The 13856-nt window shown below is 67.5% G+C and carries 12 protein-coding genes; 8 read left to right on the plus strand and 4 right to left on the minus strand.

What is annotated here, in order from left to right; translation table 11 throughout:
• The first annotated feature begins 14 nt into the window (after positions 1-14).
• Together NX780_RS07290 and NX780_RS07295 are read left to right on the plus strand one after the other, a co-directional pair.
• Complete coding sequence (locus NX780_RS07290) at positions 15-1106, plus strand: NAD/NADP-dependent octopine/nopaline dehydrogenase family protein (protein ID WP_258827202.1); 1092 nt, start codon at positions 15-17, stop codon at positions 1104-1106.
• Positions 1107-1110: 4 nt separating this feature from the next.
• Positions 1111-2418: a phenylacetate--CoA ligase family protein gene (locus tag NX780_RS07295; RefSeq protein ID WP_258827203.1), complete on the plus strand. Its 1308-nt coding sequence runs from the start codon at positions 1111-1113 to the stop codon at positions 2416-2418.
• A gap of 3 nt (positions 2419-2421) precedes the next feature.
• On the opposite strand, the gene NX780_RS07300 is transcribed toward NX780_RS07295, so the two are convergent.
• Together NX780_RS07300 and tssK are read right to left on the minus strand one after the other, a co-directional pair.
• Positions 2422-3840 (minus strand): hypothetical protein, encoded by a 1419-nt coding sequence (locus tag NX780_RS07300; protein ID WP_258827204.1) that lies wholly within the window; start codon positions 3838-3840, stop codon positions 2422-2424.
• A gap of 40 nt (positions 3841-3880) precedes the next feature.
• On the minus strand, positions 3881-5221 hold the full coding sequence (gene tssK / locus NX780_RS07305; protein ID WP_258827205.1) for a type VI secretion system baseplate subunit TssK: 1341 nt from the start codon (positions 5219-5221) through the stop codon (positions 3881-3883).
• 150 nt (positions 5222-5371) lie between these two features.
• On the opposite strand from tssK, the gene tssE reads away from it, so the two are divergent.
• Genes tssE through tssG form a run of 3 tightly spaced genes read left to right on the plus strand, consistent with a single transcriptional unit; the run spans position 5372 to position 8765 of the window.
• Positions 5372-5872, plus strand: coding sequence for a type VI secretion system baseplate subunit TssE (gene tssE / locus NX780_RS07310; RefSeq protein ID WP_258827206.1), 501 nt, complete (start codon positions 5372-5374; stop codon positions 5870-5872).
• Positions 5869-7716, plus strand: coding sequence for a type VI secretion system baseplate subunit TssF (gene tssF, locus NX780_RS07315; protein WP_258827207.1), 1848 nt, complete (start codon positions 5869-5871; stop codon positions 7714-7716). Before tssE ends, tssF begins: the two co-directional genes overlap by 4 nt.
• Positions 7680-8765 (plus strand): type VI secretion system baseplate subunit TssG, encoded by a 1086-nt coding sequence (gene tssG / locus NX780_RS07320; RefSeq protein WP_258827208.1) that lies wholly within the window; start codon positions 7680-7682, stop codon positions 8763-8765. The genes tssF and tssG overlap by 37 nt, the downstream gene beginning before the upstream one ends.
• A gap of 114 nt (positions 8766-8879) precedes the next feature.
• Here the strand turns inward: tssG and NX780_RS07325 are convergent, their stop codons facing one another.
• Complete coding sequence (locus NX780_RS07325; protein ID WP_258827209.1) at positions 8880-9287, minus strand: DUF2750 domain-containing protein; 408 nt, start codon at positions 9285-9287, stop codon at positions 8880-8882.
• Positions 9288-9473: 186 nt separating this feature from the next.
• On the opposite strand from NX780_RS07325, the gene NX780_RS07330 reads away from it, so the two are divergent.
• From NX780_RS07330 to NX780_RS07340, 3 genes are read left to right on the plus strand one after another with little or no spacing between them, the layout of a single operon-like run.
• Positions 9474-9830 (plus strand): nuclear transport factor 2 family protein, encoded by a 357-nt coding sequence (locus NX780_RS07330; protein WP_258827210.1) that lies wholly within the window; start codon positions 9474-9476, stop codon positions 9828-9830.
• A 51-nt stretch (positions 9831-9881) separates the two neighbouring features.
• Positions 9882-10739, plus strand: a complete 858-nt coding sequence (locus NX780_RS07335) for a helix-turn-helix domain-containing protein (RefSeq protein WP_258827211.1) — start codon at positions 9882-9884, stop codon at positions 10737-10739.
• A 36-nt stretch (positions 10740-10775) separates the two neighbouring features.
• A complete protein-coding gene (locus NX780_RS07340) occupies positions 10776-11123 on the plus strand; it encodes a YnfA family protein (RefSeq protein WP_258827212.1) in 348 nt (115 codons plus the stop codon).
• 4 nt (positions 11124-11127) lie between these two features.
• Here NX780_RS07340 and NX780_RS07345 read toward each other — a convergent pair whose 3' ends face one another.
• Complete coding sequence (locus NX780_RS07345; protein ID WP_258827213.1) at positions 11128-13827, minus strand: PAS domain-containing protein; 2700 nt, start codon at positions 13825-13827, stop codon at positions 11128-11130.
• Between the last annotated feature and the right edge of the window lie 29 nt (positions 13828-13856).

Consider the following 13856-nt stretch of genomic DNA (forward strand, 5'->3'; position numbering starts at 1 on the left):
CTACTGGAGGACGCATGAATGTGTTAATGGTTGGTGCAGGCAACGCCGGGTGTGCGCTCGGCGCGATCCTGGCGCAGGACGGACACCGGGTGGTCCTGTTCAAGACTTCCCGTTCCCTGCACGACGAAAACTTCGACCACGTCCGCGAGACGCGCACCATCAGGATCGTCAGCAATCCCAAGGGTGGCGAGAGCAGCACCGCGACCCTGGCCCTGGCCACCCGCGACGTCGAGGAAGCCTTCGCGGAAACGCCCGACGCGATCATCATCACCACCCAGACCCAGTGCCACGCCGAAATCGCGGCCCTGATCGGTCCCTACCTGAAGGCGCACCAGCTGGTGCTGATGGCGCCCGGCTATATGGGTTCCTGCTATTTCCTGCCCTACCAGGAAAAGGAGCCCTTCCTGCTCGCGGAAGGCGAGAGCCTGCCCTACGACGCGCGCATCACCGAGCCAGGTGTCGTCAACGTCCTGTTCAAGAATACCCGCAATGCCCTGGCCTTCCTGCCGCGCGAGCGCGCTAGCGAAGGCCTGGAGCGCGCCGCCCGCCTGTTCCCGACCTATGTCGCGATCCGCAGCAATGTGCTCGAGTCGGCCATGCACAACCCGAACCTGATCGTGCACACGGTCGGCTCGCTGCTCTCGGCCAGCCGCATCGAGTACGCCCAGGGCGAATTCTGGATGTACCGCGAGGCCTTCACGCCCTGCGTGCTGAACCTGCTATATAAACTCGACGCTGAGAAGAACGCCGTCATCGCGGCCACCGGCGGGAAACCCTCGCCCTACTTCGACGAGTGCAAGTTCCGCAACGAGGAAGACCTGTCGCAGGAGTCGATCTCCGTGTTCCGCCGCTATGCGCGCGAAGGCGGGCCGAAGGGGCCGGCCACGCTGCAGACGCGCTTCATCACCGAAGACGTGCCCATGGGACTGGCGCTGCTGTCCTCGGTCGGCCGCCTGATGGGCGTGCCGACCCCGACGGCGGACGCGCTGATCTGCATCGCGGGCGCCCTGCTCGACCGCGACTTCACCGCCGAGGCACGCACGCTGGAAGCGCTGGGACTGGGGGGCGTGGGCCCGGAAGAATTCAAACGCATTCTGAACGGGTGACGATGTGAGCCTGCACGACCTTCTCGCCAAACCCTATTACACCTGGCGCCGCTACATCCCGAGCCGGGTGCTCTACCACCCGGATTTCTTCCGCGTCTGCGAGCTCCTGAAGCAGGACAAGGCCGCCATTGCCGAACACGCGAACGCGCGCCTGCGCCACATCCTCGTGCATGCGCTCGAGCACGTGCCGTTCTACCAGCGCAGCGTCAAGCTCAGTAGCGCCGAGGCTGCCAACGAGCCCCTGCACGAGGTCTTCGCCGCCTTTCCTTATCTTTCCAAGGAAGAAGTGATGTCGCAGCAGCGCGACTTCCTCGACAGCCGGCTCGACCCCGAGAAGCTGATGTACGCCACCAGCGGCGGTTCTTCCGGCCAGGGCATCGGCCTGTGGCGCACCAAGCGCCTGGCCGATATCGAAAAAGCCTTTTTCACCCACGAATGGGGCAAGCTCGGCTTCTCCTTCGACAAGTCGCGCATCCTGCGCATCGGCGCCGACGCGCGCCGCCTGGCGCACGAGGAGCCGGCACGGGTCGTCGGCAACCGCCTGATGCTTTCGCCCTATCACGTGCACGAGCAGCACAAGGCGGCCATCGTCGACGCCATCCATCGCTTCCGCCCCGAGTACGTGCACGCCTACCCGAGTTCCGCGACGGCGCTGTCCGAACTCCTGCAGGCCGGCGAACTCGAGGTGCAGGTCAAAGCGGTGCTGCTGGCCTCGGAGCCGGCCACGCCGAGCCAGCTTGCCTCGATCCGGCGCCTGTTCCGTGCGCCTGTATCGCTAAACTATGGTTTGTCGGAAAGGACAAACCTGGCCTTCCTGAAGGTCGACGATGCAGGGACCTCGGACTACCAGTTCGACGCCCTGTATGGCTGGAACGAGAACCGCATGGATGGCGACCGTCCCGAGATCGTCGGCACCTCGCTGTGGAACGACGTGATGCCCCTGATCCGTTACCGCACCAACGACTACGGGCTGATCGACGCGAATGGACGTTGCGCGGGCATCGACGGCCGCGGCCACGAGTACCTGGTCGACCGCAGCGGCAAGCGCATTCCGGGCCTGTCGATCGTCATCGACGAAGTGACCTGGGATTTCGTGCGCCTGTACCAGGTGCGCCAGAACAAGGCTGGCGAGATCACCCTGGCCGTGGTGCCGCGCCATGGCAGCCTCAACGACGAGCAGAAAGCCTTCGTGCTCGATGCGCAGCAACGCCGCTGGGGTGGCTTCTTCGATATCTCCCTGCAGGAAGAGAACGATATCCCGCTGGCGCCGAACGGCAAGCGTAAGCTGGTGGTCAGCGCGCTCGACGCTTGAGGCTCACGCCATCGGGCGGACCAGGGCGGCAGCACGCAGCCAGGGGTCCTCGTTGCTGATGCACAGGACGGGCACACCACGTTCGCGCGCATAGTGCTGGGCCAGCGCAAGCACGGTCACGAAGGGCACGGCGCCGCAGCTGCCGCTGCCCAGGCCGATACGGATCACGTCGTCGGCCGCGTCGAGCTGGGGAATGGTCGGGGCCGCCAGGGCCATCAGCTCGCGCACCCGGTTCGCGCGGTGTGCGGTGTCGGCCACGACCATGTCGACCTGGTCCAGTTCGATACCGCCTGCCTTGGCGACGTGTTCGCTTAATTCCAGCAGCACCGCCGCCTCGACGCGTCGTGCCTCGTCGGCAGAGTCATCGCGGCGCATTTCGCCGATGGGACCGAGCAGGGCATTGTCGCCGGGCTCGTACTGCCGCGCCTGTTCCACATCCGTCAGCAACAAGCCCGCCGCGCCCTCGCCCGGGATCTGTCCGCGCGCCTGGGACGACGAGGTGAACAGCGATTCGCTCGCAGCCAGGCGGTCCACGCTTTCCTGTCCGATCAGGGACGCGCACGCGATGACGATGGCGACCATGGATCCCGGTTTCGTGGCCGCTGGCATGAGTTGCGTGAGCATTGCGGCCGGCGTCAGCGCTTGGGCCTGGCCCGCTGCTTCTGGCACCGTGATCTTATCCACAGGCCAGCCGTACTGGCTGATGGCATGCTTGAGCCACATCGTCGCCGCGCGGCGCACATCGGCCGGCCATTCCTGCGGCAGAAGCAGGCGCAATTGAAGCAGGGGCGGCGTGCCCTCGACAGGCATCAGCTCGCCCGCACGGCTACCCAGTTCGCCGGCCACGCCCGTCGCCAGGGTCAGGGCGCGCCATTGCTCTTCGCTGAAGCGCGGCTGGGGCATTCCCTGTGCGCACAGCCATGCCATGATCTCGTCCTGCAGGGCCTCATCGGGCGCATCGTCACTGCGCGCGGTCATGACGGGAAAACCATTGTCGTCGACCAGTTCCTCGTCCAGGTCGGCGCGTGCCTCGTTGTCCGCGATCGCGCTGGCGAGGTCCTCGGCGGAGCTTCCGTGCGGAGACCGCAGCGCCGTCGCGACGATGGCGAGCACCGGCGAGGGAGAAGCGGCCTCGAGGGTTGTAGCCGAGCCAGCCGAAGCCACTGCCGGCTTGGCGCCGGCGGCCATGGCCGCCGCATCCTTGGCCGCGACCACCTTGCTCGTCTTCCAGAACCCCAGCAGCAGAGCGAGGGGCACGACAAGCAGGGTCAACGCCAGCTCGCCCGTGCCCGGATCACCTTGCGTTTTGTGCCAATACCAGAGCATGCCGGTCCAGCAGACCAGAAAGGTCGCCAGGACGACGAGGCCGTACCTGAGCCACCCGGCAGCCCGGCGTGCCGGGGTTGTCGTAGCAGTTGTCATGACAGGCACTCGGAAAAGGTGGGCGCTTGACTGAAACGCTTCATGCGGCGACGGCCAGCAGTTCCAGCCGCAGTTCCTTCATGCCGGCCGGGACATAGATTGAGATCGATTGCGCCTTGAGCATGCGTTCATACATCGGCCCTTTCGCTTCCAGCACGAAGTAGCAGGTCTCGGGCCGCACCGGCACGGCCGCCGGCAGCTGCGGCGCGTACTGCAGCCGCACCCCCGGCAGGGCGGAGAGCACGAATTTCTCGACGTCGTCCGGCGCGCCCACCTTGAAGCGCAGGGGCACCACGTCGACCAGCTCCACCGCGGGGATCGCGGCCGACACCGCGATATAGAAGGTGGTCTTCTCGTCGATCTTGCCCGAATCCAGCGCCCCGATGTGGTAGGACGGCCGCACCTCCGACAGGGAAATCGCGAAGTATTTCGACGAGATCACCGTGTCGAGCAGTTCGCGGATGATGGCGTGCAGCTTGGTGAAGCAGGGACCGGGATCGCCATGCTGGTAGGCCGGGAGGTCGCTCAGTTGCCAGCTTTTCGAAAAGGTCATCAGCCCGCCGGCGACGTCGAGCAACTGCTGGAACAGCCGTTCCGGATGCAGGGCGGGATGCTGGAAGTTGTGGGTCAAGGTCGCACAGGCCGAACTGGCCGTGTGCAGCAGCCAGAACGAGGCCATGTCGCCGGAGCGGAACTCCACCACATTGCGGCTCGGCTCGCGCTGGTGCCCGTACAGGGCGGCCACCTTGGCCTGCAGCGCATCGAGCAGGCGGCGCAGCTGCTGGAACAGCATCGGCGCGGCGCCTACCGACAGGGTGGGCGGCACGAAGGCGTCGTCCAGCTCGAAGCCACCGGTCGACGCGCGGCGCACGCGCAGCAGCGGGAAGTGGATGTAGGAATCGCGCGGCTCGGCCTCGGAGACCAGGCGCAGCGACTTTTTCAGGTAGGCCAGCTGCACCGGCGCGGCCTGGGTATAGAGGTCGGGCGTGTCCTGGTTCGCTTGCACGAAGCGCGCCGTGTTCGAGGCCTGGCCCGGCGGCGTGAAGTTGCCGCTGAAGGGCTTCATGCCGGGCAGGGCGATGTGATAGGTGAGGGCCTGCTGGGTGGGCGGCAGGAGGCTCAGGTCGACCGTCTCGGGCAGGGCGTCGACGTCGGGCGCGTCGACCAGCTCGCCGTCCTGGAAGCGCACCGACAGCCCCAGGAGGCGCAGCACGCCGCTCGCCAGTGCTTCCTTGTCCACCTGCAGGTTCTCGACGCCCCAGGCATAGGGGTGGACCGCCTTGATGCTCTTGTGCAGACACTGCTCGTGGTAGTGGTCTTGCCGCTGGAAGTGCTGCGGTCGCAGTAACAGGCCTTCGCCCCAGAGAACTTTGCTGGTCATGTCCTGCCTCCCTCAATGCTTGGTCGGATACTCAGCGAAACATAACAAGCGGCAAGGGTTTCGCATGTGAACTTGATCAAACGTTGGTACGAGTTCGCATGGCAACATCGCGTTTCGTGTTCACGAATGCGACAGCGCGAGGAGAGCGGGATGAAGGGATATACGCCAGGCTTGTTCGACCGCCTGCTGGGGCAGCCGAACCGTGGCCACGGCAACAACGCCGCCCAGCGACTGACGGCCGAGGAGCTGAAGGACACGGTCGCGCGCGATCTCGAGGCCCTGCTCAACACGCGTTCGAGCATTCCGGAAGAGGCGTTGAAAGCCTATCCGGAATGCAGCCGCTCGATGGTCACCTACGGCCTGGGCGACTTCGCCGACCGCTGCCTGTCCAGTCCCTCGGACCGCGCCGAGATCTGCGCCAGCATCGAGAAGACCATTGCCTGCCACGAGCCGCGCCTGCGCAATGTGCGGGCCAGCCTGGATATGCGTGGCGACTCCGTCAACCGCCTGAATTTCTCGATCACCGCGGTGCTGGTGGCCAGCACCTCGCAGGAGCCGGTCAACTTCGACGCCGTGCTCACGCCCTCGACCCTGCAGTACAGCATCAGCAAGGCCGGCAAGACGGGCCGCCCGGCGGGAGCCGCGGCATGAGCGTCGACCAGCTGCTGCCCTATTACGAAAGCGAACTGGCCTACCTGCGCCGCAACCTGCGCGAGTTCGCCGAACGCTACCCGCGCATCGCCGGGCGTCTCCTGATCAGCGGCGAGGTGTGCGAAGACCCGCATACCGAGCGCATGATCGAATCCTTCGCCCTGCTCAATGCGCGCATTGCCCGCCGCCTGGATGACGACTATCCGGAGTTCACCGAAGCCCTGTTCGAAGTGCTGTATCCGCACTACCTGCGGCCTTTTCCTTCGTGCTCGATCGCGCGCGTGGACCTGGGCGGCGCCGCCGCGCAGTCCGGCCCCAGCACGATCGCGCGCGGCACCCAGCTGAACACACGCCCGGTGCGCGGCGCCGCCTGCACCTTCCGCACCGTCTATCCGGTCGAGGTGGCGCCGCTGGCCTTGCGCAGCGCGCGGTTCTCGGCCGTCATCGAGGCGCCCGACGCCGCGCAGCTGCCGGGCAGCGCCTCGTCCTGCATCAGCCTGGGGCTCGTCTCGACATCCGAGCGGGGCACGCTGGAGCACAGCGGCATGCGGACGCTGCGTGTCTTCCTGGACGGCGAGCCATCCTTCTGCGCGGCGCTGCGCGACGCGCTGTTCATGCGCACCGTGGGCGCCTGGGTCGAGGTCGAGGGCAGCGGTGTCTGGCGCGCCTTGTCCGCGGTCCCCGTGCGGCCGGCCGGCTTCGAGGAAGACGAAGCGCTGATCGACTTCCCCGCGCGTTCGCACGCCGCCTACCGGCTGCTGACGGAATACTTCTGCTTCCCCGAGAAGTTCAACTTCGTCGACATCGACCTGGCCGCACTGGCGGCAAGCGTCCCGCCGGGCACGCGGGCCGTGAACCTGCACCTGGCCCTGGCCAGCATCCGTTCGGACTCGAACCTGGCGCGCATGCTCGGCACCCTGTCGACCAACAACGTGCTGCTGGGCTGCACGCCGGTGATCAACCTGTTCCGCCAGCACGGCGATCCGATCCGGGTGACGCACACCAGCGCCAGCTACCCGGTGCTCGGCGATGCGCGGCGCGCCTGGGCCTACGAGGTCTATGCCATCGAGTCGCTCACCCTGGTGCGCCAGACGCCGCAGGGCGAATCGCTGGTCGCCTTCCGCCCCTTCTATGCGCTGCACCATGCGCAGACGCCGGAGGACGCGGGCCACTACTACTGCGTGCGGCGCGACGAGACGCTCGCGGACCGCAGTCCCGGCTTCGAGACCCAGGTCTCGATCGTCGACATCGACTTCGACCCCGCCGAGATCGAGACCGACACCCTGAACATCGAACTGACCTGCACCAACCGCGACCTGCCCTCGAGCCTGAGCTACGGCCAGCCGGGCGGCGACCTGTTCCTGGAGGGCGGCTCCAGCAAGCGCGCCATCTCCTTCCTGCGCAAGCCTTCAAGCCCCTACCGCTTCGCGCACGGGCGCGGCGCGCACTGGCGCCTGGTCTCGCACCTGGCGCTGAACCACCTGTCCCTGGCCGAGGGAGGCGTCGAGGCCTTCCGCGAGATGCTGGCCCTGTACGACCTGCCGCGTTCGCCCTCCTCGCAGCGCCAGATCGGCGGCATCAAGTCGATTTCCCAGAAACCCACCACGGCCTGGCTGGACGGGAACCCGTTCACCTGCCTGGTGCGCGGGGTCGAGGTGAGGATCGGCATCGACGAGGAAGCCTTCATCGGCAGCGGCATCCACGCCTTCGCGGAGGTGATCGCGCGCTTCCTCGCCCTCTACGTGCATGCGAACAGCTTCACCCAGCTGGTGATCGTGTCCCACAAAACCGGAGAAGCGCTATTGACATGCGAGCCGCGCAGCGGCGATTTGCGCCTGCTGTAATCGAGCGCCTGTTCCGCGAGCCCTACCGCTTCGAGTACTTCCAGGCGGTGCGCATGCTGGAACTGTGGCTGCACCGCCGCGGCCAGCCACGCCGTGGCCTGGTGGCGGACTACCTGCGCTTCCAGAACTCGCTCTCGCTCGGCTTCCCGCCAAGCCAGTTGGAGGCCATCACGCCGGAACCGCGCGAGCTCGATGCCAGCACGCCGGCCCTGGCCGCCGCGCTGCAGGAAGGCAGCCTGAAATACCTGCGCCTGACCCCGGCCTTCATGGGCCTGCTGGGCGCCCAGGGCGTGCTGCCCCTGCACTACACGGAGCGCATCGCCGAGCACCAGGCGCAGGCCAAGGGAGAGCCGGAAGCCGAAGGCGCGCGCGCCTTTCTCGATGCCTTCTCGAACCGCTCGCTGGCCCTGTTCTACGAAGCCTGGCGCAAGTACCGGCTGGCGCTGCAATACCAGCAGGGAGGCGAGGACGGCTTCATGGCGATCCTGCTCAGCCTTGCGGGCCTGGGCGACAAGGCGCTGCGGCGGCGCCTGAGCGGCAAGCAGGATGGCGAGGTGAGGGACGAGTCGATCGCCTACTTCGCTTCCTCGATGCGGCACCGCCCGAGCTCCAGCGTGCAGCTGGCGCGTGTGCTGTCCGAATATTTTGGCCAGCAGGTCGTGGCGGAGCAGTTCGTCGGAAGCTGGTACGAGGTGCCGCTGGCGCAGCAGACCCTGCTGGGCAGCGACAAGGCCGTGCTCGGGGGCGGGACGATCGCCGGCGCGCGTGTCTGGCAGCGGGACCTGCGCCTGCGCCTGGTGGTGGGACCGCTCGACCGCGCGGGCTTCAACGACTTCCTACCGGGCGGCCTGGCGGCGCGGGCGCTGCGCAGCATGCTGGCGATGTTCACGGGATTGACACTCGAGTACGAGGTCGAGCTGGTCTTGCTGGCGGCGGATGTGCACAACGTGCGCCTGGACGGCGTCGACGGGCGCCTGGGCTGGGATGCCTACCTGGTCGAAGGATTGCAGACGGAAGACCGCCGCGACGTGCGTTATGAGCTGTTGTAGGGTGGTCGGCTCTGCCGACCGCGCGTTCAGCCAGCGTGTAATCAGACGTTCTGTCCGTTCATGCGGAATTTGAACGCGCGGACGGGGAACCCGCCTTTCGTGGCCCGGTCCACCCTACGAATTCTTGAGCGCGCGTTCCAGGTCCACGCGCAGCATGTACGCCGTCGGCGTCAGGCCCTTGTCCCCCGGCGTATAGAAAATCCCCGGTAACACCCCATCCTCCTCCAGCTGCGGCAGCAGGTCGTTCAGGAGGTCGTCCAGCGGAAAGGACTGCGGCTCGTAGCCGTCCCACTCGAATTCCGCGCACAGGTCGGCGAATTCGCTGGCCGGCCACATGGCGAACACCAGGGTGCCGTCGTCGGTCTTCGCCAGCGCCCAGCCGTCGCGGTACAGGCCCCAGACCTCGCCGCTTGCGGCCACCCCTTCCACGAAGCGCAGGTAGCGCTGCGGCGCGCTCAGGGTGACGACGTCGGCCAGTTGCTGGGCGCCCTGCTTGATTGCTGAAAGTGTCTGCTCGCTCAAGATGTTTCCCGTTGTTTCCAATGCTTGCGGTATCCGCCACCAGGCGAGAATACGCCACATCGCGAATCGATGGCGCAGGCGCGATCAAGGTGGCGGGACTTCATTACCTGGGAGGTAATCGCCGCGCCCGCCCGGCTTGCGGAGAATGGAATCCGTCAAGTCGACACACACCAACCGGAGATGACCATGAACAACGCAAGCACGATCGCCCGCCAATACCTGGCCGCCTGGAACGAAGCCGACGGCGCCGCCCGCCGCAACCACGTCAAGCAATTGTTCACCCCGAATGCCCGCTACGTCGACCCGATGATGCAGGGCAGTGGCCACGAAGGCATCGAGACCCTGATCGCCGGCGCCCAGCACCACTTCCCCGGCCACCGTTTCGAGCTGTCGGGCGTGCCCGACGGCCACAACGACGTGGTGCGCTTTTCCTGGACCCTGCGCGCCCCGGACGGCGACAGCGTCGCGCACGGCACCGACATCGCGGTGGTGGCGGGCGACGGCCGCCTGGCCAGCGTCACCGGCTTCCTCGACAAGGCTTGAGTTCGCGGGCACGATCGGCCACAATCGCCGCAACTTCGAGGGGAGACAGGCATGGACACCGTTGCACACGCAGCCGAACACCAGTACTTCAGCGATTTCGGCGCCGCCCTGCGCTACTGGCGCGGCAAGCGCGGCATCAGCCAGCTGCGCCTGGCGCTGGATGCCGGCATCTCGCAGCGCCACCTGAGCTTCCTGGAGACGGGCCGGGCCCAGCCCGGCCGCGAGCTGATCCTCAAGCTCGGCCTGGTGCTCGACATCCCGCTGCGCCAGCGTAACGCCATGCTGCTCGCGGCCGGCTTCGCGCCGGCCTACCGCGAACGCAGCCTGTCCGACCCCGAGCTCGGCGCCGTGATGCAGGCGCTCGACTTCATGCTGGCGCAGCAGGCGCCCTATCCGGCCCTGGTGGTCGACCGCCTGTGGAACCTGGTGATGGCCAACGAACCGGCCGCGAACATGATGCGCCTCTTCCTCGGCATGCCGTCACACGCCCCGATCCCGCGCGATGGCTCGGTCAACGTGCTGAAGCTGATCCTGGACCCGAACGGCCTGCGCCAGTACCTGGTGAACTGGGAAGACGTCTGCACCGACCTGCTGCAGTGGGTGCAGCGCGAAGCGATGGGCGACGGTCCCGGCAGCGAAGCGACCGCCCTGCTGGACGAACTGATGGCGCTGCCCGGCATCGCCCTGGCTGCCAGCCAGCCGAACCTGGAACGGCGCGCGCTGCCCTTCCTGCCGGTCACCCTCAAGAAGGACGACATCGCGCTGAACCTGTTCACCACCATCACGACCCTGGGCACGCCGCACGACGTCACCGTGCACGAGCTGCGCCTGGAATCCTTCTTCCCGGCGGATGACAGCAGCCGGCGCTGGTTCCAGGCCCAGGCCGAAAAGGGACCGAAACCCGCTTGAGGATAAGATGCGGGTTTTCCACACGCTTTCGTCCCGATGCCTGTCGATCTCCTGCCCTTCGGCCGCACCGCCGGTCTCTACTTCCTCACCGCCATCGCCGAGCTGCTGGGCTGCTACCTGCCGCTGCTGTGGCTGACGGGGAAGGGATCGCCCTGGCTGCTGCTGCCGGCGGCGCTCAGCCTGGTGGTATTCGTGTATCTCCTGACCCTGCATCCGGCCGCCAGCGGACGCGTGTACGCGGCCTACGGCGCGGTCTACATCGCCACCGCCCTGGGCTGGCTGTATGTTGTAGATGGGGTCAAGCCGGTGTGGAGCGACTACCTTGGCGTGGCGCTGGCGCTGGCCGGCGCAGCCTCCATCGCCCTGGGCCAGCGCCAGGCCTGAGGCATCAGGCCGCGAGCTTGGCCAGCAAATCCTGCACCACGTCCAGCTGCACCGGCTTGGTGAGATGGTGGTCGAAGCCGGCCTCGCTGGATTTTTGACGGTCGCTGTCGGCGCCCCAGCCGGTGAGCGCCACCAGGGTGATGTGTTCCAGGCCCGCTAAACGCCGCATCGCGCGCGCGGTCTGGTAGCCGTCCATGCCGGGCATGCCGATGTCGAGGAAAGCGACCTGGGGACGAAACGCCGCGGCCAGCTCCACGGCGTGCGCGCCGTCGTGCGCCACCCGGGTGGTGTAGCCGCAGGCGTCCAGGATCATCGACAGCGTCACGGCGGCGTCGACGTTGTCGTCCACCACCAGGATGCGCGCGCCCTCGCCGCCGGCGCCATCCGGTTCGAAGGCCGGGGCCATGTCGCCACCGGCCTGGGCGCCGCTCGCCAGCGGCAGGCGCACCGTGAACACGCTGCCCGTGCCAGGTCCCCTGCTGGCCGCGCTCACCTCGCCGCCGTGCATGTTCACCAGGCGCCGCACCAGGGACAGGCCGATGCCGAGCCCCCCTTGCGAGCGCTCGGTATGCTGGCCGACCTGGCTGAACATCTCGAACACCGCGGACAGCTGGTCCTGGGGGATGCCGATGCCGTTGTCGGATACCGAGATTACGGCGTGATCGTCCTCGACGCGCAGCGCCAGGCCGATGCATCCGCCGGCCGGCGTGTACTTGGCCGCGTTGTTGAGCAGGTTAGCCACCACCTGGGCGATGCGGGTGACGTCCGCCTCGACCGGCACCTCGGTCTCCGGCAAGTCCACGGTCAACTCGTGGCGCCCGCTTTCGACCAGCGGCAGGCTGGTCTCGACGGCGCTCGACAGCACCGTGCGCAGGTCGGCGCGCTCCTTCTTCAGTTCCAGCTTGCCGCCGCTGATGCGGGCGATGTCGAGCAGGTCGTCGATCAGGTTCACCATATTGCCGACCTGGCGCTCCATCATCTCGCGCACCCGCGCCACCGCGGCCGGGCTGTCGCCTTTCAGGCGCATCACGCCCAGGCCGCTGCGGATCGGCGCCAGCGGGTTGCGCAGCTCGTGCGCCAGCGTGGCCAGGAACTCGGTCTTGCGGCGGTCGGCCTCGGCCAGGTCGCTGGCCAGCTTGCGCAGCGTGGCTTCCGACTCCTTGCGGCTGGTGATGTCGCTGAACAGCAGGGCGACGCGGTTGCTGCCGGGGCCGCCCAGGCGCGTGGCGTAGACGTCGAACCAGCGCTCCATGGCCGGGGCCTCGCTCTCGAAGCGCACCGGTTCGCCGGTTTGCGCCACCCGGCCGTAGGTCTCGAACCAGAAGCTGTCCAGGGTCGGCACCATCTCGCGCGCGGTCTTGCCGGCGCCGCCCACCAGGCCGGTGTGCACCTCGAACATGCGGTTCATCTCGAGGAAGCGGTAGTCGACCGGGCGCTCGTCCTCGTCGAAGATCATCTCGAGGATGCAGAAGCCCTGGTCGACCGATTCGAACAGGGTGCGGTAGCGTTCCTCGCTGGCGCGCAGCTGTTCCTCGGCGCGCCGTTTCTCGGTGGTGTCGACCACGATCGCGACCAGGCCCTGGAATTCGCCGCTTGGGCCGCGCAGGGCGTTCACGCTGCTGGTGACCGGCATCAGGCTGCCGTCGCGGCGCAGGTATTCCTTGTCGACCACCACACCCTGCTCGCCGCCGGCCAGGCGCCGCATGGCGTCGATCGTGACCGGCACCGAGCCGGGAGCGGTGAAGTCGAGCACGCTCACGCCGAGCAGTTCGGCTTCGCTGCGCCCGACCATCTCGCAGTACTTCTGGTTGACCAGGGTGATGCGGCCTTCGGTGTCCATCTGTACCACGCCGGTGGCGGCCTGGCTGACGATCTTCTGGAAGCGTTCGCGGCTTTCGTACAGCGCGATCTCATTGAGCTTGCGGTCGGTGACGTCGATGCCGTGCACCAGGATGCCGCTGACGCCGCCATCGGGGTCGCGCAGCGGCATGTAGACCTGGTCGACGAAGCGGCGTTCCAGGGGCGCGCCGGGCCGCCGCTGCAGCATCACCGGCACGTCGGTGCCGAACACCGGCTCGCCGCTGCGGTACACGCCCTCCAGCAGCTCGACGAAACCCTGGCCGGCCAGTTCCGGCAGCGCTTCGCGCAGGGCCAGGCCGACCGGGTCGCGCCCGCCGACCAGCTGCAGGTAGCGCTCGTTGACCATGTCGAATACCAACCCCGGCCCTGTAAACACGCACATGAAGGCGGGGGCCTGGCGGAACACGTCTTCCATGCGCTCGTTGGCGCTCCTGAGCTGGGCCAGCAGGCGCTCGCGCTCGGCCTCGGCCGCGACCTGTTCGCTGATGTCGCGCGAAGTCGCCAGCAGGCCGCCATCGATCGGGCTGATGGTCACTTCCCACCAGCGGGTCAGGCCCTGCGGATCCGGCATGCAGCCCCGGAAGCGGCCGACTCCGCCGGCGTGCGCCTGCGCCATGGAGGCATCGAGCTCGGCATGGCTTGCCTCGGGCACGAAGGATCTCCAGAGGCGGCCGCGCAGGGTGTCGATACTGTCCGCACCCAGGGCCTCGATGCCGCAGCGGTTGATCGCGACGATGCGGCCTTCGCCGTCGAGCAGCTTGACGCAGTCGGGGCTGGCTTCGAAGAGTTGGCGGCCGAGCGTGGCCGGATCGAGCGCGCTGGCGGCGCTGCGGCTGTCCTGCATGTGCATATCCTGAGTGGGGTCCGGGCAGT

This window comes from Massilia agri, assembly GCF_024753255.1.
Classification (GTDB): Bacteria; Pseudomonadota; Gammaproteobacteria; order Burkholderiales; family Burkholderiaceae_D; genus Telluria; species Telluria agri.